We start from the raw sequence: 22,729 nt of genomic DNA, 5'->3' as shown, positions 1-22,729 counted from the left end.
GATCGATCGGCGCGCGGTTCTCGAGCCGTTCGCTCCCCACCCGATGATCTGTGCGATACCAGTCCCGGCAATACATTCCTCCAGCATCTATTTGGGTTCTATGAACCTCACGAGGCCGCTGGCCGACCGTCACGTGCTATCGCGCCAAAGGCGCCATTCGTGGCCTGCCGCCAGGACTGGATCGTCGCAGTCGGGCCCGACTTCAGCATCTTCGCTACGGCACCTCGGGCCTCGCCTCCCTAGAACTCGGCGACCTTACCCCAGGCAGATTTTCGGAAGCGGTCCGGATGGTAGGCGCGGGGGTCGACGATTGGCTCGTCACCAGTGACGATGTCGGCGATCAGGTGACCGGCGCCGGGACCAATGCCGAAGCCATGCCCGCTGAAGCCGGCGGCGAGGATGAACCCCGGTATGGCGGCGATTTCGCCAATGCCGGGCACACCATCCGGCGTGCTGTCGATATACCCCGCCCATGCGGCCGTGATGCTGGTGTTCTTCAGGTCGGGCAGGAGGTCGAGCGCGCGCGAATGGGTGAGGCGAATAGTGTCCTTATCGACGGCAGGATCAAGGATGCGCATGCGCTCCATTGGCGTCGGGGCATCGAGGCGCCAGTGAGTCAGGCTCTCGTGACCGGAGCGGAAGCCTTCGAGGCCGCCGGGTGCAAGGCTGCGCCAGCGCCGAGCGAACATCGGCAGAAACTGCGGCGCGAAACGCAATTGCTGCGGCGTCGGATCGACACGGCCGCGGCCGCTGATGGCGAGCGTGTAGCCGCCGTCCCCGCGACGCGTCACCGAAACGGCGGCCGTATGCAGCGCATCCGGAAGGCTGATGGCGCCTGGCGAGACGGCAAGAATCGACGAGCGGACCGACGCCTGGGGAAAGCGGATGCCGAGCTGCCGGCAGAAGGAGGAGGCCCAGGCGCCGCCGGCAAGGATCGCCGTCTTCGTGCGGATGGTGCCATGCTCGGTGACAACACCGGAAAGGCGACCGCCTTCTGTCTGTATGCCGCGGGCGGCGCAGGACTGATGCACGGTGCCACCAAGCTTGAGGATCGCACGCGCGACCGCGGGTGCTGCACTTGCCGGATCGGCGGTGCCGTCGGTCGGCGAAAAGACGCCCCCCTTCCATGGCTTTCCGGTGGCGCCGCCGCGTTCGCTCGCCTCGGCACTGTCGAGCATATGCGTTGTGACGCCGAGTGTGCGGGCAAAGTCGCGCCACCGGGCCCAGCCGGCCAGTTCCTCTTCACTATTGCTGAGGTAGAACAACCCGCAGCGTCGGAAGCCGGTGTCCTCGCCGCTCTCGGCGGAAAAACGCTCCCAAAGATCGAGGCTCTTCGTCGCCATTGGCAATTCGCGGGCGTCACGGTTCTGCTGGCGGCACCATCCCCAGTTGCGGCTCGACTGCTCCGCGCCGATCCGGCCCTTCTCGACGACGGCTACCTTCAATCCGCGGCGGGCAAGATAGTAGGCCGCAAACACGCCGACAATGCCGCCGCCGATGACGACGGCATCGGCGGCTTCGGGCAACTGCGGCGTTGTGTCGATGAATTTCAGCGGTGCGGGCATGGCGTGACCTCCGTTACCAGCACAGTCTAGCGGCTATTACGCAATGGCGTTGCTGGACTGCGGCTGGCGCGCAGCAGAAGATTCCGTCTTGCGGGAGCAATGCCGCCCTTTCTGCTTTGACCCGTTGTGCCAAACGAATTCGACACGTCTCTCCAGTGTGTTAAGGTCATCATTGGGAAAGTCGCAGCACAATCTGCTGTCCCGTTGGCCACTTCAGCAAGGGGAAAGGGCGTCATGAAACTCGACCGCATCGATATCAAAATTCTGTACGAACTGCAGAAGAATGGCCGCATCACCAATGTCGAACTCGCCGAACTGGTCAACCTGTCGCCGAGCCCCTGCCTCATGCGGGTGAAGAAGCTGCAGTCGGAGGGCTATATTGAGGGTTATTCGGCACAAATCAACGTCGGCAAGTTGGGGCAGACCCTGACGGTCTTCACCGAGATCACATTGAAGAACCACCGGCAGATCGACTTTGCCCGCTTCCTTGCAGCGATCGAGAAGGTTGACCACGTGATCGAATGCCATCTGGTGTCCGGCGGCTACGATTATCTGCTGAAATTCGTCACGGCCGGGATCGGCGAATACCAGACGATCATGGAGCGCCTCACCGACATGGACGTCGGCATCGACAAGTATTTCAGTTTCGTCGTCTTGAAGTCGCCGATCGTCAAGGTGCACATGCCACTGACCAGCCTGTTTCGGATGTAGGATCTTCAAATCGGTTTGCGCCGGGTTGCGCAGCCGGGGCTTGCGATTTGGCCCGCTCCTGCGGCGCCTCAGCGCCGGCAATAGGCTCGCACGAGCTCCGGATCCTGTTCGAGCCCATCGAGCCACGTGGGATCGAGCCTCGGCACCGACGAGAAGAGCAACTGCGAATAGGGATGCTCAGGTGTCTTGACCTTCGCCGGCGTGATTTCCTCTACCTTTCTACCGCCATACATCACGACGATCTCGTCGCAGATGGCCTCCACCACGGAGAGGTCATGGCTGATGAAGATGTAGGAAAGACCGAGCTCGCGCTGCAATTCCTTGAGGAGATCGATGACAGCGGCCGCGACCACCGTGTCCAATGCAGAGGTGATCTCGTCGCATAGGATCAGCTTCGGCTCGGCGGCGAGTGCGCGGGCGAAGTTGACGCGCTGCTTCTGGCCGCCCGAGAGCTCCCCTGGGCGGCGATGGCGCAGGTTGCGCGGCAGGCGCACCATGTCGAGCAGCTCGTCGATGCGTGCACTGCGCGCCTTGGCATTCATGCCGTGATAGAAGCTAAGCGGCCGGGCTAAGATGTCCTCGACGGATTTCGCCGGATTAAGCGCCGTATCGGCATATTGGAAGACGATCTGCATTTCGCGCAGTTCATCGCGCGAGCGCGCGCGGGCGCTGCGCCCGAGTTCCTTGCCGTCGAAGACGATCTTGCCGACAGCGGCCGGCAGTATGCCGGCGATGGTGCGCGCGAGCGTCGACTTGCCGCAACCCGACTCGCCGATGATACCGAGGTTGCGCCCCTTCTCCACCTTGAGACTGACATGCTCGACGGCGCGCACGAGAGGCAGGCCGTCGGCCTGGGCCTGGCCGTAGCCCGCGACGAGATTTTCGATTTCGAGCAACGGGGCCGAACCACTCTGTGCCGCGCCCAGAGCGCCACGGGGTTTGGGCTCAAAAGCGGCGAGCAGCTCCCGCGTGTAGGGGTGCTTCGCGCCGTCGAGGATCTCTTTGGTGGTGCCGATCTCCTTGGTCTCTCCACCCTTCAAGACGACGATGCGGTCGGCGATCTGGGCGACCACGGCGAGGTCGTGCGAGACATAAACGCCGGCGATGCCGCCCTTCTTCATGACTGACTTGAAGGCGCGCAGCACCTCGATCTGTGTCGTCACGTCGAGCGCCGTCGTCGGCTCGTCGAAGATGACGAGCTTCGGGTCGCCGATCAGCGCCATGGCGGCCGAAAGGCGCTGCAACTGGCCACCGGAAACCTGGTGCGGATAGCGGCTGCCGATCGTTTCCGGCTCAGGCAGTGACAACGCCATGAAAAGCTCGACAGCGCGGAGGCGCGCCTCGTCGGCCGACATAAGCCCATGAATTTTGGTGACCTCGATGACCTGGTCCATGATCGTGGCGGCCGGGTTGAATGCGGCGGCGGCTGATTGCGGAACATAGGTGACCTCGGTGCCGCGCACCCTGGCGCGCTGCTTTTCGCTCAGCGTCACCATATCCTTTCCGGCGACGGAGACGCTGCCGCCGGAGATGCGACAGCCGGGGCGGGCATGGCCCATCAGCGTGAGCGCGATCGTCGTCTTGCCGGAGCCGCTTTCGCCGATCAGTGCCACGATCTCGCCCTCGGCAATGTCGAAGCTGACGCCGTTGATGATCTCGACGCGCCGGCCGGAATCGGTGGTGGCTTCGACCTTCAGGTCGCGGATTTCTACGAGATTGACCATCATTCGCTCCGATCGCGGATCTTCTTTGGCAGGTTATCGATCAACAGGTTGACGCTGATGGTGAGGCTGGCGATCGCAAAGGAGGGAGCCATCACCGCCGGTGCGCCAAAGGGCAGGCCGCCGATATTCTCACGCACGAGAGCCCCCCAGTCGGCGTAAGGCGGCTGGACGCCAAGGCCGAGGAAGGAGAGGCCGGAGAGCAGGAGAACGATGAAGACGAAGCGGATGCCGAGGTCGGCAAGTACCGGCCCGACGATGTTCGGCAGGATTTCCGAGCGGATGAGATAGAGGGTGCTTTCGCCGCGGATGCGGGCGACGGTGATGAAATCCATCGCGTTGATATTGACGGCAAGCGCGCGGGCGAAACGGTACGCGCCGGGGATATAGATCACCGACAGCGTCAGGATCAGCACGGGAATGGAGGAGCCGACGGCAGCGACGACCACAAGGCCGAACAGCTTGCTCGGGATCGAGTTGAGGGCGTCGAGGAGGCGGCTCAGGACCGTGTCGAGCCAGCCGCCGGCGACGGCTGCGATCATGCCGAGCATCACGCCGCTGAAGCAGGCGATCGTAACTGCCGCAAGCGAGATGCCGACCGTGTAGCGGCCGCCCATCAGGATTCGCGAGAGCATGTCGCGGCCGAGATAGTCGGAGCCGAGCCAGAAGTCGCGGCTCATCGGGCCGAAGTAATCGAGGTCGACAATCTCGCCAACAGGGTAGGGGATGATCAGCGGCGCGAATATCGCGATCAACACCCAAAAAAGGATGACCGAGAGACCGACCATGCCGATGATGTTGAAGCGATAGCCGAGCCGGGTTCCGGAAATCCGGTCGGACTTGGTCTCAGAACTGGTCATTGTCATCGGAGCCTCGGATTGGAAAGGATGGCTATGATATCGGCGGCCGTGATCAGGAGCAGGTAGCCGAGGCAGAAGATCATCGCGCAGCTCTGGATCAGCGGCAGGTCGCGCGTGGCGACGGCATCGACCATCAGCTTGGCAATACCTGGATAGTTGAAGATCGTCTCGACAATGATGACGCCGCCCAGCAGGTATGAGAGCGAAAGCGCGACCGCGTTGACAATCGGGCCCAGAGCGTTCGGCAGCGCATGCCGAAATACAATGCGCGGCCGCGAGGCGCCCTTGAGCAACGCCATCTCCACGTAAGGCGTGTTGAGGGTCTCGATCAACGCTGCCCGGGTCATACGGATCATTTGCGCCGAGATGACGAAGGTAAGGGTGATTACCGGCATGGCATAGATGCGCAGGAGGCCTGTCAGCGACGTGACTTCGTTGGCGAAGGAGAGCGCCGGCAGCCATTTCAGGTAGACGGCGAAGATCAACACCGCAGAGGTCGCTATCATGAATTCGGGCACGGAGATGACGCCGATCGTCAACACGGTGACGGCGCGGTCGTACAGCGAGCCACGTAGCATCGCCGCGGTGATGCCGAGCGTCAGCGCGATCGGCACGGAAAAGAGCGCGGTGATGCCCGCGAGCTGCAGCGTGTTGATGAAACGCCCCCCGATCAGTTTGGCGACCGGCATCTCATTGGCATAGGAGGTGCCGAGGTCGCCCTGCAGCAAACCAACGATCCAGCGCAGGAAACGGAAGATCGCCGGGTCGTCGAGATGCATGGCCTTGCGCAGACCTTCGACTGCTTCCGGCGTGGCAGCCTGGCCAAGCAGGATAGTCGCTGTGTCTCCCGGCAAGAGCGTCGTGGCGAAGAACACGGCGAAGGAGACGATCACCAGCGTAATGAAGGCGATGAGCAATCTGCTCAACACGAGTGATAGGACATGGTTGTTCACGCGCGTTCCCTTTCGGTATTCGAGATTTCAAACCAAAAGGACCAGGGCTGCAGCGGTGCGGCTGCAACCCCGACCGTTCGCTTTCATCAGGCTTCGAGCCAGACATATTCCGCGAAGGCATAACCCATCTGGCCGCCAAGCGGGTTGGCTTCCAAGCCCTTGAGCTTGGCGGTGATCGCGTCGACATTGGAGATATAGGCCGGAATGATGGTGCCGGCTTCGTTTGCGACCATCACCTGCATCTCGTTATAGATCGCTTTGCGCTTCTCCTGGTCGAGTGAGCCGCGCGCCTCGATCAGCATCTTGTCGAATTTCTCCGATTTGTACTGGCTTTCGTTCCACGGCGCATCCGAAGTATAGAGCAGCGAGAACAGGATGTCCGGTGTCGGACGTGGGTTGATGTTGCCAAAATGGACCGGCGCCTTGAGCCAATAATTGTCCCAATAGCCGTCGGCCGGAACGCGTTGAACGTCGAGCTTCAGTCCGATTTCGGCCGCGGACGCCTGGATGATCATTGCCATATCGATCGAGGAGTTTGCCGCCTCGGAAGCAATCACAGGGATCGACTGGCCAAGGACACCGGCCTTCTCGAAATGGAACTTCGCCTTCTCCGGATCGAACGCCCGCGGCTTCAGGTCCGCATTGTGGTAGAAGTTTGCCGGGGAAACCGGCTGGTCGTTGCCGATTTCGCCGAGGCCGCGGAGCGCCGATTTGACGATCTGCTCGCGGTTGACGAGGGACTTCATTCCCTCGACGAAGTCCCGCTTGCTGCCAGGCTCCAAGTCCATGCGTATGTTGAGATTGGTGTAGTTGCCGGAGGTCGTTTTCGAGAGCACGAAGCCGTCGCCTTGGGCCTCGACCAGGCGCATCGAGCGCGGGTTGATCGTAGCGGCGAGATGGATGTCGCCCGAGAGCAGTGCGTTGACGCGCGAGCTGTCGTCGCTGATTGCGAAGTACTCGAAGGAATCGACGTTCGGGCCGGACTTCCAATAGTTCTTGTTCTTGATGCCGATCGAGCGCACGCCGGGCTCAAAGAGCTCTCTGACGAATGGGCCGGTGCCGTTGCCCTTGGAAAAATCCGTCGTGCCATCGGCGACGATCATGAAGTGGTGCATCGACAAGATGGTCGGCAGGTCGGCGTTCGGATTTGCGAGTGTGATCTCGACCGTCTGCTTGTCCACGGCCTTGAAGCCTGTCATCTGCGCGGCGATCTTCGCGACCTTCGAACCGACGGAGGGATCGAGATGGCGTTTCAACGAGAAGACCACGTCGTCGGCGGTCAACGGCTTGCCGTCGTGGAAGGTGACGCCGCTCCTCAGTTTGACCGTCCAGGTCTTCGCATCCTTGGACTCGATAGCCTCGGCGAGCTCCATCTGCGGGCTCCCGCTCTTATCGAGGAAGGTGAGACGGTTGTAGAAGGAGCAGCAGCGCACATAGTCGGTGGAGAGCGATGCCTTGGCCGGGTCGAGCGTGTCTGCGGTCGAGGACGACCAGCCGGCCGCTTTGAGTGCGCCGCCGGAGACCGGCGTTGAGGCAACCGCGTTGGAGGCGCGGCCGAGCACTAGACTGCCGGCAGAGAGGGCGGCGCCACCGGCGAGCATCATCTGCAGCAGTTCACGGCGCGTTGCTCCGCGGCGGATGGCGTTTTCGACCATGGCGTCGTCGGATCTGGTCCAATTGGTGATCTTGTCGTTCATGTCATTCCCCTTTTCGTCTGTTGGCGGGCTGCCCGTCTTCCGCGGGCTTAGACCCAATCCGGTGAACTGGTCAGCTACGTGCGACGGCCACGGCATCGGCAAGGCCGGCCATGGAGGTGAAGTGGTAGTCGGGTTCGGTGAACTCGGCCGGCTCTATAGTGCCGCCGTAACCTTTCTGCGCGTGGCGCCGCTCGATCCAGCAGTTGGTCAGCCCAAGCTTCCGCGAAATGCCGATGTCGTGGTACTGGCTCTGAGCGACATGCAGGACGTCGTCCTTCGAATTGCCTTGCGAGCCGATGAAGTCGAAGACCTTGTCAAAGAAGGCGGGGTCAGGTTTTTCGGTACCGGTATCGTCGGCGGTGAATGCGGCGTAGAAGGGATCGCCCAGTTCCTTGGCGAAGAAATCGAACGCCCAGCGGCGCGCATTGGTCATAGCGACAAGCCGGTAATTCTTCGCAAGGCGCGCCAGCGCTTCGGCGCTGTCTCCGAAGGCCCTCCAGTTCGCGGCGGAGTCCCTGAGACGCTCGCCATATTTCCGCTCAGTCGGAAGGCCGAGCTTCGGCGCGATGTCAAGATAGACACGCACCAGATCGTCCGGAAAGAGGTCGGCGCCCTTGGAGTAGCGCGCCGCGCGGTAGAGGCTGAGCGCCTCCTCGCCATCGATGGCGACACTGGCCTCGGCGGCGATGCCGGCGAGGCAATCCTTGAGGCCGCCCTCGAAGTCGATCAGCGTGCCGACGACGTCGAAGGTCATGTATTTGAATTCGGGAAGGCTCTTATGCACATCGATTCCCCAGTTTTTTCGCGTTCCAGGCCGGAACGCCGACTTCAAGAAGAATATTCTGTTCCCGTCGGCGGGATGTTTTCCCCGCTCTTGCTGGAAAGGCCGCATATACCGGGATCCGGCCGCTTCCTTGATTTGAGTTTGGCAGTTGTGCCGCGCCGGAGTCTCCGAAAAGGCACCGTGGCGCGGCACAAAATTTCGAATATGGCGGTTCCGCGCTATATAGCGTCAGTCGTCCATCAGGCCCTCAAAGCCTGGCGAACATCCGGGTCTTTCAAGGTCTCGTCCAATGTCTGGCGGGTGCGCTCGACAATCGCGTCGATCTCCGTCGCAGTGCAGCACAGCGGCGGCGCATAGCCGAGCACGCCATTGGCGAAGGCGCGGATGACGAGACCGTTTTCCCAGGCACGGTCGAAGATGCGGCGCGCCGGCTCCGCGGCCGCCGGCAAAGGGGTCTTCCTCGACTTGTCGACGACGAGCTCGACGGCGGCCAGCATGCCGCGGCCGCGCACATCGCCAACAAGGGGATGGTCCCTCAGGCTTTCGAGACCTTCCATCAGCCGCGCACCGGCCGTGACGCCGTTTTCCAAGAGGCCGTTCTCGTAGAGCTTCAGCACCTCGAGACCGACAGCGGCGCTGACCGGATGCGCGGAATAGGTATAGCCGTGGCCGACGGCGGAAGCGCCGGCGCCGTCGGCAATCGTCTGATAAACGTGATCGGACATAAAGACCGCGCCCATCGGGACGTAACCAGACGTCAGCCCCTTCGCGACAGTCATGAAGTCCGGCACGATCTCGTCCTCGGTTGACGCAAAGAGCGGTCCGGTGCGGCCGAAGCCGGTGATCACCTCGTCTGCAACGAAGAGGATGCCGAGCTCGCGGCAGAGTTCGCGCATCGCCTTCATCCAGCCCTTGGGTGGCACCAGCACGCCGCCCGAGCCCTGGATAGGCTCCGCATAGAAGGCGGCGACACGCTCGGGGCCGATCTCCTCGACCTTGCGCCGCAGGGCGGCTAGCGAGGCCTCGATGATCGCCGAAGGGCTCTCTCCCACCGGATTGCGATAGGCATAGTGAGACGGAATTTTGTGCTGCCAGTCGAAGGGAATGCCGAAGCCAGCATGAAAGGCCGGCAGCGCGGTCAGGCCGGCGCCGACCGTCGATGAGCCGTGATAGCCTTGCTCCATCGAAATGAACTGATCGCGTTGCGGCTCGCCCCGGGCAATCCAATAATAGCGGATGAAGCGGATCGTGCTGTCGACGGCGTCGGAGCCGCCGAGCGTAAAATAGACGTGGTTGAGATCGCCCGGCGCGCGCTCGGCGAGTTCGGTGGCGAGGCGGATCGCGGGCTCGGAGCCGAACCCGAAATAGGCGGTCGCATAGGGAAGCTCGCGCATCTGGCGGGCGGCCGCTTCGACGATCGCTTCGTGGCCATAGCCGGCATTGACGCACCAAAGGCCGGCAAAGCCGTCGATCAGTTGCTTGCCCGAAGCATCGGTGACCGTCGCGCCTTTCGCCGAGGCGAGCACGCGCACGCCGAGTTTTTCATGGCCGCGATAGGAGGCGACCGGATGGATGAGGTGGGCGCGATCGAGTTCGATGAGGGAATTGCTGTACATGACGATCTCCGGATCAGCCGAGCGCCTGATTGACGAGGGCGAAGGTGGTAGCGGCCGGGTCGGCGGCGCGGTGGATCGGGGGCTTCATCATGGCGATACCCCCGCTGACATGGGCTAGACCCTGGCCGGCAAGCCAGAGAGAAAGGCCCGCCTCGGCAGTGGTATCGAGCCTGATGAACAGGCCGGTTCGCGTGGAAATGAAGTGGGCCACGAGCGCCTTGGCGTCTTCGAGACCTTCGGCGACGACGGGCCCGATGGCCTCGCCGCGGCCGAAGGGGCGGATGGCGCCGAACCCGCAAACGCGCCCGTCCCGGCGGATCACTGCAAAGTTGCCGACCTTCCCGAGATAGGCGATCATCCCTTCACGGTCGGCGCCGAAAGCGAGGCGGTCGAGCGCGACGATCGCTTCGATGTCGCCAGCGGCCGCCTGTTCGGTATGCCCAGGCTCGGCGATTGCTCCGACGATGCCTTGATGCTGCAAAACGCGACCCGTCTCGCGGAAGCCGAGCCTTTCGTATAGCGGCAGGCCCTCAGTCGTTGCCACGAGTCTGAGCGGACGATCGGCCGCTAGCCGCAACGCGGCGTCCATCAGCTTGCGACCGAGGCCGCGGCCGCGCATCGCCTCGTCGACGATAACCATGTTGATCGTCGCACAGTCCGACTTGTAAGGGGTGACGAGTACAGTGCCGACGACCCGGTCGCCCTCAATCGCGACGACGCCTTTGCTCAGGGTCAGCGCCATCTGCCAATCTTCAAGGCGATGCGGCCAGCCGGCCTGCCGGGAGAGCTTGACGGCGGCTTCCAGATGCTCAGGCCCGAAGGCGGCAATATCGATCTGACTTGTCTGCATGGCATTTCCTTCATTGTCTGCCCGCAAGTCTGAAGGAGTGCCGGCCGGCAGATCGTCTGAAGGCATTGGCTCGCGCGGTATCTTATAGCTTTGCACCTACCGGTCGCCGCATCTTATGCTGGCAGGCAAGAGCGCTGGGGGGGCGCCGGGGCGGAAGACACCATTGACGACCAGCAGGCCGCACAACCTTCTGCCAAAGCCGGCTCTCGATACGATAGATTCTGCTTCGAACGCGGCCAAATCAGGCGAAGCGATGGGAGGCGCAGAGTCTATGATCCTTACAGAATACCTGGTCCCGTTCTTTCAAGGATACGCACATGACGACATTCCGTCCGAAATACATCACCTTTGACTGCTACGGCACGCTTACGAACTTCCAGATGGCGGAAGCGGCCCGCGACCTCTATCGGGAGCAGCTCGACGAGGCGCGCATGGCTGAATTCATCAAGAATTTCGCGGCCTACCGCCTGGACGAGATTCTGGGCGCCTGGAAGCCCTATGCCGAGGTGGTGCACAATTCGCTGGAACGGACCTGCAAGCGCAACGGCATTCAGTTCCGCGATGAAGCAGCGAAGGTGGTCTACGAGCGCGTGCCGACATGGGGGCCGCATGCGGACGTGCCGGCGGGGCTTGCCAAGGTCGCCAAGGAGATCCCACTGGTGATCCTGTCGAATGCAATGAATTCGCAGATCATGTCGAATGTCGAAAAGCTTGGCGCACCCTTCCATGCGGTCTACACCGCCGAACAGGCGCAGGCCTACAAGCCTCGCTTCAAGGCTTTCGAATACATGCTCGACATGCTGGCCTGCGGCCCCGAGGACATCCTCCACTGCTCGTCCTCCTTCCGCTACGACCTGATGTCGGCGCACGACCTCGGCATCAAGAACAAAGTCTGGGTCAATCGCGGTCACGAGCCCGCCAATCCCTATTACGGCTATGTCGAGATCGCCGACATCTCCGGCCTGCCGGGCGTCGTCGGTCTTTAGAAAAGGCGGTGCGCCATGAAGTTCCTGTCCTACTGGCATGATACGGCCCCGGCCTTTGCCGGAGCTGCGCAAGGCCCGGTCGATGGCCATTACGACGTCGCCGTGATCGGCGGCGGCTTCACTGGCCTCAGTGCGGCCCGGCAGCTCGCCAGGGCGGGGGCGAAGGTCGTCGTTCTGGAGGCGGAGAAGGTCGGCTGGGGCGCCTCCGGCCGCAATGGCGGACACTTGAATAACGGGCTCGCCCATAGCTATCTCGCGGCCAAGGCGGAACTCGGCAGGGAGCGGGCGATTGCGCTCTACAAGGCGTTCGACGATTCAGTCGACACGATCGAGGCACTGATCACCGAAGAAGGTATCGACTGCAACTTCCGCCGCGCCGGTAAAGTGAAGCTTGCCTCGAAGCCTCAGCATTTCGAGGCGATCGCCCGCAACTTCGAGGCGGTCAACGCGGAGGTCGATCCCGAAACGGCGCTTCTCAGCGCCGAGGATCTGAAGCAGGAGGTCGGCTCGCCCTTCTTCGGGGCAATGCTCTCGAAGAAGAGCGCGATGATGCATATGGGGCGGTATGTCGTCGGCCTCGCCGAAGCGGCCACGCGCCATGGCGCCATGGTTTTCGAGAGCGCGGCGGTCACCGAGCATCGGCAGGCGGGCGGCCGGCACACATTGAAGACCTCCCGCGGCAGCGTCACCGCCGATGCGGTTCTTGTCGCCACCGGCGCCTACACGCCTTCGCTCTTTGGTTATTTCCGCCGCCGCATCATCGCCGTCGGCAGCTTCATCATCGCCACCCGATCGCTGACAGGCGCGGAGATCGCGGCGACAATGCCGGGTAGCCGCACCTGCGTCACGTCGATGAACATCGGTAACTATTTCAGGCTCTCGCCCGACAACCGTCTGATCTTCGGCGGCCGCGCGCGCTTCTCGGCGACGTCCGACCAGCGCTCGGACGCAAAAAGCGGCGCGATCCTCAAGGCGAGCCTTACCGCGATCTTTCCGCAACTCGCCAATGTCGAGATCGACTACTGCTGGGGCGGCCTCGTCGACATGACCAAGGACCGATTCCCCCGCGCCGGCTATCAAGACGGCGTTTGGTACGCCATGGGCTATTCCGGCCACGGGGCGCAGCTTTCGACGCATCTCGGCATGATTATGGCGGACGCAATTCTCGACCGGCCGGACCGCAACCCGCTGAAGGGTCTCGAATGGCCGGCCGTGCCGGGACATTTCGGCAAGCCCTGGTTCCTGCCGCTCGTCGGCATGTATTACAAGATGCTGGACACGATCCAGTAGACGACGCGGGGGTAGGAAGAAGGGCGCGGACCGGACAGGGGCGCGCCCTTCTTTGTTTGGATGATCTAGCCCGGCGTGCCGCGTCAAGTGTGCAGCGTCTTGCCAAAGAGCTGAAGCGCCTCGCGCGTTTGAGAGCGGGACGAAGAAACACGCCGGCTTTTCGCGCGCATCCCGCCCTACTCCTGGAACCGATCACGTCTTAGGCTTCGATTAGACCCAAGACCGTCGTGACCAACCTACAGCGCGTCGCGTTCAATCGAATCACGCGCCGTGGATCCCTTGTTTGTGCATGTCGTTGTCCCAAAAGCCGCGGCACACTTTTGGGCAACATGCATTAATCCAGTCCGCCGATGTGGAAGCTCTTCATCTCGAGATATTCCTCAATACCGACCTGGGCGCCCTCGCGGCCCAGGCCGGATTGCTTGACGCCGCCGAAGGGGGCGACTTCGGTGGAGATGGCGCCGGTGTTGAGGCCGACCATACCGAATTCCAGCGCTTCCGCCACACGCCACGAACGTTTCAGGCTCTCAGTGTAGAAATAGGCGGCCAAGCCGAAGGGCGTGCCGTTGGCGATGGCGATTGCCTCCTCCTCCGTCTCGAAGCGGAAGAGCGGTGCGACGGGGCCGAAGGTCTCTTCGCTGGCAAGCAGCATCTCGGTGGTGGCGCCCGTGAGCAAGATCGGGGGCCTATATTGTCTCCCCTCCGGCACCGACCTGCCGCGCGCCGCAAGCTTCGCACCCTTGGCAAGCGCGTCCTCGACATGGCGGTCGATCTTGTCGATCGCCGCCTCATTGATCATCGGTCCGATCGCGATGCCGGGTTCCGTCCCGGGGCCAACCTTCATTGCGTTAACGCGTGCGCCGAGCTTCTCTGCAAAGGCGTCATAGACGCCGGCCTGCACCAGGATGCGGTTCGCACAGACGCAGGTCTGGCCACCATTGCGGAACTTGGACGCGATCGCGCCCTCGACCGCCAGTTCAAGGTCGGCATCGTCGAAGACGATGAAGGGGGCATTCCCGCCGAGCTCGAGCGAGAGGCGCTTGACGCTGTCGGCCGCGCCTCTCATCAAGAGAGAGCCGACACGCGTCGAGCCCGTAAAGGAGATCTTGCGCACTGTTTCGTTCGCCATGAACTCGTTGCCGATTGCGGTCGGCATGCCGGTGACGATGTTGATCACACCTGCGGGAATGCCGGCGCGCTCTGCCAGAACACCGAGGGCGAGCGCTGAAAAGGGCGTGAACTCCGAGGGCTTGATCACCACCGTGCAGCCGGCCGCCAAGGCAGGTGCCACTTTGCGGGTAATCATTGCGTTCGGGAAGTTCCACGGCGTCACGATCGCGCAGACGCCGACCGCCTCTTTCAGAACGACGATGCGCCGATCGGCCGTCGGAGAAGGAATGGTGTGGCCGCCGATGCGACGCGCCTCCTCGGCGAACCATTTGACAAACGAAGCGCCGTAACGGATCTCGATGCGCGCCTCGTCGAGCGGCTTGCCTTGTTCCATTGTCAAGAGCAGAGCCAAATCCTCGAGGCTTTCGATCATCAGCGCATACCAGCGCTCAAGTAATGCGGCCCGTTCGGCATGCGTCTTCTTCTTCCATGGTCCGAAGGCGGCATTGGCGGCTTCGATGGCGGCGCGCGTTTCCTCTTCGCCCATGTCGGGAATCGTGCCGAAACGCATCCGACTGGCGGGGTCGAAAACGTCGACGGTCTTACCCGAGGCTGCGCCCAGCCAGGCTCCGTCGATGAAGCCCTCTTGCCGGAAAAGTTCCTTGTCGTTCAACATCATATTCTGCTCCTCTAAAGATCAGCCGAGCGCGGCAAGGATCGCCGCGGTGATAGTTTCTGTCTTGTCCTTACCGGGCACGGTGCCGATGCCCCGGGCAGTGGTCCTTTCGAGCGCGCTCATGACGGTTCGAGCGGCTTCCTTTTCTTCGAGATGCTCCAGCATCATCGCGCCGGACCATATGGCGGCGACGGGGTTGGCGATGCCGAGATGGGCGATGTCGGGTGCGGAGCCGTGTACCGGCTCGAACATCGACGGTGCGCTTCGATCAGGGTTGATGTTGGCGGAAGCCGCAAACCCGAGCCCGCCCTGGATCGCGGCACCGAGATCAGTCAGGATGTCGCCGAAGAGGTTCGAGGCGACGACGACGTCGAGGCCGTCTGGCGCCATCACCATGCGGGCGGCCATGGCGTCGATGTGGTAGCTCGTCGCCTCGACATCCGCGTATTCGGCGGCGAGCTCTCGCGTAATCTCGTCCCAGAACACCATGGAGTATTTCTGGGCGTTGGATTTTGTCACCGAAGCGAGCTTGCCGCGGCGTTGTCGCGCCTGCTCGAAGCCGAAGCGCAGGATCCGTTCGACGCCCGTGCGGGTGAAGATCGAGGTCTCGACCGCGACCTCATCGACCGTTTCCTGATGCACGCGGCCGCCGGCGCCGGAATATTCGCCTTCGGTATTCTCGCGGATGCAGAGGATGTCGAAATTTTCCGCCTTCAACGGACCCTGGACACCCGGCAGCAGCCGGTGCGGGCGGATATTGGCATATTGCACGAAAGCCTTGCGGATCGGCAGGAGCAAGCCGTGGAGTGAGACGGAATCTGGCACTTCCGCGGGCCAGCCGACGGCGCCGAGTAGGATTGCATCGAAGCGGCGCAAGATTTCTATGCCGTCCGTCGGCATCATCGCGCCCGTTTCCTTGTAAAAGGCGCAGGACCAGCGAAAGGGCGTGCCGGTGAGCGAGAAGCGGGAATGCCTGGCGACGGTCGAAAGAACCTGCCAGGCAGCATCCATTACGTCCTGGCCAATGCCGTCGCCGGGAATGAGTGCGATCGAATAGGATTTCATGGAGGCTCCTAGAGGTTGATGAGAACGCTCTTGCACTTGCGGTTGGCCTGGTAGGCCTCGCGTCCGAGGTCCTTGCCGACGCCAGAGCGCTTGTAGCCGCCGGTCGGCAGGATGTGGTCGCGCGAGCGGCTATAGCGGTTGACCCAAATCGTGCCGGCCTGCAGCAGTCGCGTCAGCCGCAGCGCGCGCGACAGGTCGCGGGTGAAGAGGCCCGCAGCCAGGCCGTAGGTCGGGTGGTCGGCGAGAGCCAGCGCCTCCTCTTCGTCGGCGAAGCTCTGCATGGTCAGGACCGGACCGAAGATTTCTTCGGTAATCGCTGGCGAGGAACTGTCGCGCACGGCCATCAACGTCGGCTGATAGAAATAGCCCGACGCATCCATTGGGGCGCCCCCGAACAGGCATTCGCCGCCGGCTGCAACGGCAGCCTCGACGATGCCGTGGATACGGTTCAACTGGCGCTTCGAGATGATCGGCGAGTATTCGCTTGCCTCATCCCAGGTCGGACCCGGCTTCGCCGCCTTCATGCGCGTGATGATCGCCTCGGCGAGCGGCGCAGCAACGCTTTCTTCCACGATCAGGCGGGAGCCGGCGATGCAGGCTTGGCCAGCGTTAGACATCATGCTCTGGGCGATTGCCGCCGCCGCCTTGTCGAGATCGGCATCGGCGAAGACCAGTTGCGGGCTCTTCCCGCCGAGTTCAAGCGTCATGGGCTTGACCCCGGTGCGGGCGATATTGGCCATGATGGCAGAACCGGCGCTGGTCGAGCCGGTGAAGCTTACCTTGGCGATGTCCGGATGGCCGGTGAGGGCAGTGCCGGTCACCGGACCGTCGCCCAGCACGATATTAATGAGACCGGCCGGCAGGCCGGCGCGGACCCCGAGCTCGGCAAGGTAGACGGTCGAAAATGGCGTCATTTCGGAGGGTTTCAAGACGACGGCATTGCCGGCGGCAAGGGCGGGACCGAGCTTCCAAGCGGCCATCGAAACGGGGAAATTCCACGGCGTGATGGCGCCGACGACGCCATAGGGCTCGGTCATGATCATGCCGAGATTGTTGTCATCAGTCGGCACGAGGTCGCTGCCTTCCTTGTCGGCGAATTCTGCGAAAAAGCGGATCTGTTCGGCGCTTACGGCTATGTCGCCGGCGATCAGGTGCCCGACCGGGCGTGTCGAGGAAAGCGCCTCGAGCTTAGCGAGGGTTTCCGCCTCCCTTTCGATCAGGTCGGCCCAACGCTGCAGCACGACTGTGCGCTCGCGCGGACGCACGCCGCCCCAGTTGCTCGCCTTCAGCGCGTTCTTGGCGGTTTCGACGGCGCGATCGACGAGAGCTTCGTCTGCGAGTGGACAGTCCGCATAGGCCTTGCCGTCGGACGGACGATGCATGTCGATATCGCCCTCGGCAGGGATCAGCCGATCGCCGATGAAGTGCCCGAGGGGCAGGGGAAGAGTGTCGGGGTCAAAGCTGAGAGTCATAGTGGGTCCTCGGATAAGCTCATGCGAGCCTACCGGGAGAACGCGAGCAGCATGCATCGAGTGGCGATGCGCCGACGGCGGAAAATTACGTTTTTAGTGACGAGACAGCGAAATCTTCGGTGGCTGAGATGGGCCGTCGGTGACGTGTCGGCGATGCGCCGGAGCAATCCGACAGGGGCACGAGAAAGCGATTGCCAGGCTGGAGCAGCGACGACACGCCAGAAAGCCGCGAGCGTGTCGGAGGGCGAGGATGCCGGTTGCCGGCAAGTTTCCGCCGAAACCAGTTCGCGCGCAATCCGTGGGAGATAGGCCTGTATCAAGGGCCTCGATCGGATCGCGCGGCCGGGCACTACATGACCGTTACGTAGATCTTACGTACGGTCTCGATCGTCTTCCAGACACCGACAAACCCCGGCTTCATGACGAAGCTGTCACCGGCTTTGTAGACGACCGGCCTGCCGCCTTCCGGCGTGAGCTCGACGACACCGGAGAGGATGTGGCAGAACTCGAAAGTCTCGCCCTTAATCGAGCGCGTCTCTCCGGGGGTTGCCTCCCAGACGCCTGTATGGATCATCTCTCCCCGTGCGACGTCTTGAGCCCAGGTCTTGAAGGAGGGACTGCCCGAGATCAGGCGTTCGGGAAGCGGACCGGACTCGCGCGGCGGGAAAGAGGGATTGGTGTCGATGTTCTTCAAAAGGGACATGGGTTTCCTTTCCTAGGATTGAGAGCTTAATAGCCGCGGCCGCGATCGATGAGCCCGATGGGATCAAGTCCGCCTCGATGACGCTTGATGTTCTCGATCACGGCCTCGGCGGCTGTTTCCGGTTGGGTGACACTTGCTATGTGCGGCGTCAGCAGGATTTTCGGGTGGCTCCAAAAGGGATGACCCGTTGGCAGCGGTTCGGGATCAGTGACGTCGATGACAGCACCGGAGAGATGGCCTCGATCGAGCGCCCCGATCAGTGCTTCATGATCGAGCTGCGGCCCGCGGCCGACATGAACAAGTGCCGCGCCTGCCGGGAGCTTGGCGAAAAGGACGGAATCGAGGAAACCGCGTGTCTCGTCAGTCAGGGGCAGGAGACAGATCACAATGTCCGTGGAGCCGAGCAGCGCATGCAGTCCGTCTTTGCCATTGAGGCATCTGACGCCCTCAATTTCGTGCGGGCTACGGCTCCAGCCGGAAAGGGGAAAGCCGAAAGGCTTCAGCCGCTCCAGGACGGCGGTGGCGAGCATGCCGAGGCCAAGCACGCCGACGCGGCGTTGGGCCGCCTGGATCTGTGTGATGGCCTGCCACGATTGCCGCCGCTGCTGGTCGAGATAGGCGGGTAGATTGCGGTGCAGCGCGAGCACGGCAAGTGTCACATATTCCTGCATCATCCGGACGATGCCGTCCTCGACCATGCGCACGACCTTCACATGGGGCGGCACGGCCTCGATGCGGAACTGGTCGACGCCGGCGCCGATCGAGAAGAGGATTTCGAGATTGCGATAGCGCGAGAGATTTTCGGGAACCGTCCAGGTGATCAGGTAGCGCACCGCATCCGGATCGGCCGCCGCCGCATCGGTGGCGAAAGGAACGTCCGGAAGCTCACGCGAAAAAGCTTCGGCGAAAATCGCACCGCGTTTTGCGTCGGAATTGAAGAGGAAGGTCATCGCGCGTCTCCTTCTTGTCTCAGGCGCGGCAACATTCGCCGAGCCGCTCGATCATCGCCTGGCAGGCCAGGAGCTCATCAACGAGGATGAATTCGTCGGGCTTGTGGGCGCGGCTGATCTCGCCGGGGCCGCAGATGATCGCGTCGATGCCAGCCCGTTGGAAAAGTCCCGCCTCGGTGCCGTAGCTGACCGCCGCGAGAGACTCGAGACCGGTCAATTCTTCCAGCAGCCGCGCAAGCGGCGCATCAGGGCCGAGCGAAAGTGCCGGATAGGAGCTCAGTTCCTGCCATTCCACTTCGAAGCCGCGTTCCGACAGCGCCTCGGCGGCCTCTCGCATCGGCGCGAGCAGTTCCGCCGGATCGACGCCGGAAATCGCCCGCGCCTCGAACTCGGCCTCGCAGGTGTCCGGGATGATGTTGACCGCCTGGCCGCCCTTCACCGTGCCGATCTGCAGAGAGGAGTAGGGCGGCTCGAAAACATGCTCGAAAGGACCACTGGCCAGTCGGTCGGCTTCGCCGATCGCCCGTGCGAAGACGCTTGCAATGGCATGGATGGCATTCAGTCCCATCTCGGGCCTCGACGAATGGCCGGAACGACCCTTGACCGTAAGTCTGGCGGCGGCCTTGCCCTTGTGGGCGCGGATCGCATGCAAGCTGCTCGGCTCGCCGATGATCGCGCCGAGCGGCGTTGCGCAGAGTTCCGGCAGGCGCGCGATCATATGTGGCACACCGCGGCAGCCAGCCTCCTCGTCATAGGAGAAGGCGAGGTGCAGCGGTCGGCGCAGGTGCATGTCGGCGAGCTTTGGCGCGACGGCGAGGGCAGCGGCCAAGAAACCCTTCATGTCGGTGGCGCCCCGCCCATAGAGTCGGCCCGCCTCTTGACGCAGACGGAAGGGATCGCCCGTCCAGCCGCTTTCGGTCGCCGGAACGACGTCCATGTGACCCGAAAGAATATAACCCGGCACCTCTTTCGGACCGATCGTGGCGAACAGGTTAGACCGATCGCCCTCCGGCCCCGGAAGCAGGGTGGCGGCGATGCCGTGGTTTTGCAGATAGCTGCGGGTCCACGCAACGATGTCCGTATTAGGGGTGCTGACGACGGAGGGGAAGCCGACGAGCTTTTCGAGGATTTCCACTGCCTGCATTCTTGTCCTCATCCCGTTTCGCTGGGTCGGCGCCGTCGATCATGCCCAGTACTTTAGAAGCCTATCCAGGCTTTACATGCCGAAAGCGCGTCGGATTTGGATGATTGTTGTGCGTCAGGCGGCCTCTCAAGTGAATTGTATCGAGTGCACCGTCCTAGTCTAAGGGATACAATTTTGGCCGCGGCCCGGTTGGAAATCGGGACGAGAGCAAGACGACGGCAGGGGCGGGAGGCAAGAAGTGGACGCATCGACATCCGAATCCAAAGTCATCGACAGTTACGAAATGCGCATAGCCGGGATCGAGAGCGCCGATCTCGAGCAACTGCACGCCCTGTCGGTTTCCGTCGGATGGCCGCTTCGCGCCGAGGACCTGCAGCTCCTGCGCGAGGTCGGCCGCGGCTATGTGGCGCTTGATGAAATCGGCAGGCTGACAGGTTCGGCCATGTGGTTCCCGCAAGGTGACGACTTCGCGACCATCGGCATGGTGATCACGTCCCCGCGGCTGCAGACAAACGGCACCGCACGGTGGCTCATGGAGCACGTGCTTTCGGATTGCCGGGGACGCAATCTCAGGCTCAATGCGACGAGGGCTGCCCACCGTCTTTATCATTCGCTCGGTTTCCAGCCCGTGCTGACGATATACCAATGCCAGGGCATTGTCCGCCGCCCGATCGACTCGACTACGCAAACGGAGCAACCTGAGGTCCGGCGACTGGAGGGGGAGAACCTTGCCGCTGTCGTCGAGCTGGATGCAGGGGCATTCGGTGTTTCGAGGGCGGCGCTGATCGGCAAGCTCTTTGCACAATCCATAGGCTACGGCTTGGTTCGCGACGGTCGGCTGTGCGCTTTCGCGCTTTGCCGTCCGTTTGGCAGGGGGCATGTCATTGGCCCGGTCGTGGCAGAAACTGATGCGGACGCCATCGCAGTTGTCCGGCCGCATGTCGCGGCCCACGAAAACCAGTTTCTGCGCCTCGATACACCAGTCGAGTCCGGCACTTTCGCCACATTCCTCTCGCAATCCGGTCTGACCGTCTTCGACACAGTGCTCGCAATGTCCCGGCGGGGCAAAGGCGACGCGGCCGTAGTACCAGGACCGAACCTGTACGGGCTGGCGAGCCACGCGCTTGGCTGAGCCTTTACGGCTTCTGCAATGGCAAGATCACACGCGTTCAAGCCTCTCCAGACGGCGCGGAAGCAGGCTCCCTCTGATTGAAGATAACGGGGCGGTACGAACCGTAATATTCACGCGCAGGCGCGCGAAGGTCCACTTTTGTGGCCCAGTACCGGGCATCCCAGACGCTTTCGGTGATTGGCGGCTTAGGGGCCGATGGACGACCGTCCGCTGCCAGGTCACCTAATACGAAAAGCGGACATATGAGCTCTTGCACCGAGGTCTGGGATCGGCCCTTTTCCGGACATACACTCACGCATTCTTCGGGGAACAAAATTGACCCTGGCCTGTCGTGTCGTCCCCCATGGGCGGAACCGCTTTCATAGTTGGGCGTTTTTGTCAGTTAGATCGGATATCGCTGGCATTCCGCCGGCACTGCCGAATGGGAGAAAAATCATGAGAACGATATTGATCGCGATAGGTGCGTTAACTGCTTTAACCGGGTCTGCTTTTGCGGCCGAGCCGGCCAAGATGGTCGAGACGAAAATGGGCAAGGTCCTGGCCACTGAAAAAGGCATGGTGCTTTACACCTTCGACAAAGATACAAAAGGCAAATCCAACTGCGATAGCGATTGCCTGAAGAAGTGGCCGGCGTTCCACGCTGGAGCCAAGGCCAAGGCGGAAGGCGAATGGTCTCTAGTCAAAGCTGCGGATGGCAAAGAGATGTGGGCCTATGAGGGCAAGCCGCTTTACACCTATGTCGAGGATAAGAAAGCCGGTGAAGCCAACGGCGATGGCGTTGGAGGAGTGTGGCACGTGGCCAAATAGGTCACCGGCGACGGTTCGAATGGGCGGTCGTCGGATCGCCCTGAACCCCAAGACCAACTTCTGGAACGACCTATCTCTCTCTGTGGCTTCGCCGACAAACCCACCTGTCCGATGACCGCTGGCAATCATTGTGATCGACTGAATTGTGCAACAGCAACGATTGGAAGCGTCTCATTAAAATCCGCTGGCGATTGGTGGCTGACTGCGCGATCCGTGTTTCAATGACCGCAATGTGCCGAAAGCGATCATTGGTGCCATCGAAAGCGATATCCTAAATCCCCGTGCTGCCGAGGTCCCTATCTCCGCGAGGTGCCTCCGAAATCTCCGACAAAGATTGAAACTCCGCCTCCACGAAAGGGGCAATGACCAACTGGGCAATGCGGTCACCGGAACGGACGCTGAAGGGCGCGTTGGAAGTGTTGAATAGGATCACCTTGAGCTCGCCCCGGTAGTCGCTGTCGATCGTGCCGGGTGAGTTCAGGACTATGATTCCATGTTCCGCCGCCAGCCCCGAGCGAGATCGGATCTGAGCTTCCATGCCCAAAGGCAACTCGAGCGCGATCGCGGGATGACCTCGCGGGTTCCTGGCGCCGCTCGATGGCCGGGCCATCGAAGGCAGCGAAGACGTCCGCGCCGG

At 62.3% G+C, this 22,729-nt stretch carries 20 protein-coding genes; 5 read left to right on the top strand and 15 right to left on the bottom strand.

Annotation, left to right across the window (positions count from 1 at the left end):
- Nucleotides 1-239 precede the first annotated feature (239 nt).
- A complete protein-coding gene (locus FHX09_RS06435) occupies nucleotides 240-1,565 on the bottom strand; it encodes an FAD-binding oxidoreductase (protein WP_132588956.1) in 1,326 nt (441 codons plus the stop codon).
- 234 nt (nucleotides 1,566-1,799) lie between these two features.
- On the opposite strand from FHX09_RS06435, the gene FHX09_RS06430 reads away from it, so the two are divergent.
- Nucleotides 1,800-2,276 (top strand): Lrp/AsnC family transcriptional regulator, encoded by a 477-nt coding sequence (locus FHX09_RS06430; RefSeq protein WP_007797235.1) that lies wholly within the window; start codon nucleotides 1,800-1,802, stop codon nucleotides 2,274-2,276.
- Between the two features lie 68 nt (nucleotides 2,277-2,344).
- Here FHX09_RS06430 and FHX09_RS06425 read toward each other — a convergent pair whose 3' ends face one another.
- The 7 genes from FHX09_RS06425 to FHX09_RS06395 all read right to left on the bottom strand — a co-directional run bounded on the left by FHX09_RS06425 (nucleotide 2,345) and on the right by FHX09_RS06395 (nucleotide 10,757).
- Nucleotides 2,345-4,000, bottom strand: coding sequence for an ABC transporter ATP-binding protein (locus FHX09_RS06425; RefSeq protein ID WP_184449534.1), 1,656 nt, complete (start codon nucleotides 3,998-4,000; stop codon nucleotides 2,345-2,347).
- Nucleotides 4,000-4,863, bottom strand: a complete 864-nt coding sequence (locus FHX09_RS06420) for an ABC transporter permease (protein ID WP_007797239.1) — start codon at nucleotides 4,861-4,863, stop codon at nucleotides 4,000-4,002. The genes FHX09_RS06425 and FHX09_RS06420 overlap by 1 nt, the downstream gene beginning before the upstream one ends.
- Nucleotides 4,860-5,810: an ABC transporter permease gene (locus FHX09_RS06415; RefSeq protein ID WP_184449532.1), complete on the bottom strand. Its 951-nt coding sequence runs from the start codon at nucleotides 5,808-5,810 to the stop codon at nucleotides 4,860-4,862. Before FHX09_RS06415 ends, FHX09_RS06420 begins: the two co-directional genes overlap by 4 nt.
- 86 nt (nucleotides 5,811-5,896) lie before the next feature.
- Nucleotides 5,897-7,507 carry an ABC transporter substrate-binding protein gene (locus tag FHX09_RS06410; RefSeq protein WP_184449531.1) on the bottom strand — a complete coding sequence of 537 codons (1,611 nt, stop codon included), beginning with the start codon at nucleotides 7,505-7,507 and terminating at the stop codon, nucleotides 5,897-5,899.
- A 70-nt stretch (nucleotides 7,508-7,577) separates the two neighbouring features.
- Nucleotides 7,578-8,291 (bottom strand): HAD-IA family hydrolase, encoded by a 714-nt coding sequence (locus FHX09_RS06405; RefSeq protein ID WP_132588960.1) that lies wholly within the window; start codon nucleotides 8,289-8,291, stop codon nucleotides 7,578-7,580.
- Nucleotides 8,292-8,530: 239 nt separating this feature from the next.
- Nucleotides 8,531-9,907 (bottom strand): aspartate aminotransferase family protein, encoded by a 1,377-nt coding sequence (locus tag FHX09_RS06400; protein WP_132588961.1) that lies wholly within the window; start codon nucleotides 9,905-9,907, stop codon nucleotides 8,531-8,533.
- A 13-nt stretch (nucleotides 9,908-9,920) separates the two neighbouring features.
- Nucleotides 9,921-10,757, bottom strand: coding sequence for a GNAT family N-acetyltransferase (locus FHX09_RS06395; RefSeq protein ID WP_132588962.1), 837 nt, complete (start codon nucleotides 10,755-10,757; stop codon nucleotides 9,921-9,923).
- A gap of 317 nt (nucleotides 10,758-11,074) precedes the next feature.
- Here FHX09_RS06395 and FHX09_RS06390 point away from each other — a divergent pair, with 317 nt between their 5' ends.
- Nucleotides 11,075-11,743 (top strand): haloacid dehalogenase type II, encoded by a 669-nt coding sequence (locus FHX09_RS06390; protein ID WP_132588963.1) that lies wholly within the window; start codon nucleotides 11,075-11,077, stop codon nucleotides 11,741-11,743.
- Between the two features lie 15 nt (nucleotides 11,744-11,758).
- Entirely contained in the window at nucleotides 11,759-13,033 is a 1,275-nt protein-coding gene (locus tag FHX09_RS06385) for an FAD-binding oxidoreductase (RefSeq protein WP_184449529.1), read from the top strand.
- Nucleotides 13,034-13,367: 334 nt separating this feature from the next.
- On the opposite strand, the gene FHX09_RS06380 is transcribed toward FHX09_RS06385, so the two are convergent.
- The 6 genes from FHX09_RS06380 to argE all read right to left on the bottom strand — a co-directional run bounded on the left by FHX09_RS06380 (nucleotide 13,368) and on the right by argE (nucleotide 20,153).
- Entirely contained in the window at nucleotides 13,368-14,822 is a 1,455-nt protein-coding gene (locus FHX09_RS06380) for an NAD-dependent succinate-semialdehyde dehydrogenase (protein WP_184449528.1), read from the bottom strand.
- Between the two features lie 18 nt (nucleotides 14,823-14,840).
- Nucleotides 14,841-15,884 carry a tartrate dehydrogenase gene (locus FHX09_RS06375; RefSeq protein ID WP_184449526.1) on the bottom strand — a complete coding sequence of 348 codons (1,044 nt, stop codon included), beginning with the start codon at nucleotides 15,882-15,884 and terminating at the stop codon, nucleotides 14,841-14,843.
- Nucleotides 15,885-15,892: 8 nt separating this feature from the next.
- Nucleotides 15,893-17,356, bottom strand: a complete 1,464-nt coding sequence (locus tag FHX09_RS06370; RefSeq protein WP_184449524.1) for an aldehyde dehydrogenase family protein — start codon at nucleotides 17,354-17,356, stop codon at nucleotides 15,893-15,895.
- A gap of 349 nt (nucleotides 17,357-17,705) precedes the next feature.
- Nucleotides 17,706-18,059, bottom strand: a complete 354-nt coding sequence (locus FHX09_RS06365) for a cupin domain-containing protein (protein WP_057249992.1) — start codon at nucleotides 18,057-18,059, stop codon at nucleotides 17,706-17,708.
- 26 nt (nucleotides 18,060-18,085) lie between these two features.
- A complete protein-coding gene (locus tag FHX09_RS06360; protein ID WP_184449523.1) occupies nucleotides 18,086-19,009 on the bottom strand; it encodes a glyoxylate/hydroxypyruvate reductase A in 924 nt (307 codons plus the stop codon).
- 19 nt (nucleotides 19,010-19,028) lie between these two features.
- Nucleotides 19,029-20,153 carry an acetylornithine deacetylase gene (gene argE, locus FHX09_RS06355; protein WP_184449521.1) on the bottom strand — a complete coding sequence of 375 codons (1,125 nt, stop codon included), beginning with the start codon at nucleotides 20,151-20,153 and terminating at the stop codon, nucleotides 19,029-19,031.
- Between the two features lie 238 nt (nucleotides 20,154-20,391).
- Between argE and FHX09_RS06350 the strand changes: the two genes are divergently transcribed.
- Both FHX09_RS06350 and FHX09_RS06345 read left to right on the top strand, forming a co-directional pair.
- Nucleotides 20,392-21,285: a GNAT family N-acetyltransferase gene (locus FHX09_RS06350; protein WP_184449520.1), complete on the top strand. Its 894-nt coding sequence runs from the start codon at nucleotides 20,392-20,394 to the stop codon at nucleotides 21,283-21,285.
- Between the two features lie 435 nt (nucleotides 21,286-21,720).
- Nucleotides 21,721-22,092 carry a hypothetical protein gene (locus FHX09_RS06345; protein WP_007797316.1) on the top strand — a complete coding sequence of 124 codons (372 nt, stop codon included), beginning with the start codon at nucleotides 21,721-21,723 and terminating at the stop codon, nucleotides 22,090-22,092.
- 271 nt (nucleotides 22,093-22,363) lie between these two features.
- Here FHX09_RS06345 and dut read toward each other — a convergent pair whose 3' ends face one another.
- Complete coding sequence (gene dut, locus FHX09_RS06340; RefSeq protein ID WP_246699394.1) at nucleotides 22,364-22,630, bottom strand: dUTP diphosphatase; 267 nt, start codon at nucleotides 22,628-22,630, stop codon at nucleotides 22,364-22,366.
- Nucleotides 22,631-22,729: the final 99 nt, after the last annotated feature.

The sequence above is a fragment of the Rhizobium sp. BK538 genome (assembly GCF_014197575.1).
Taxonomy (GTDB): domain Bacteria; phylum Pseudomonadota; class Alphaproteobacteria; order Rhizobiales; family Rhizobiaceae; genus Rhizobium.
Note: the sequence above shows the minus strand (reverse complement) of the source record. Positions and strands in the feature narration are given on the sequence as shown.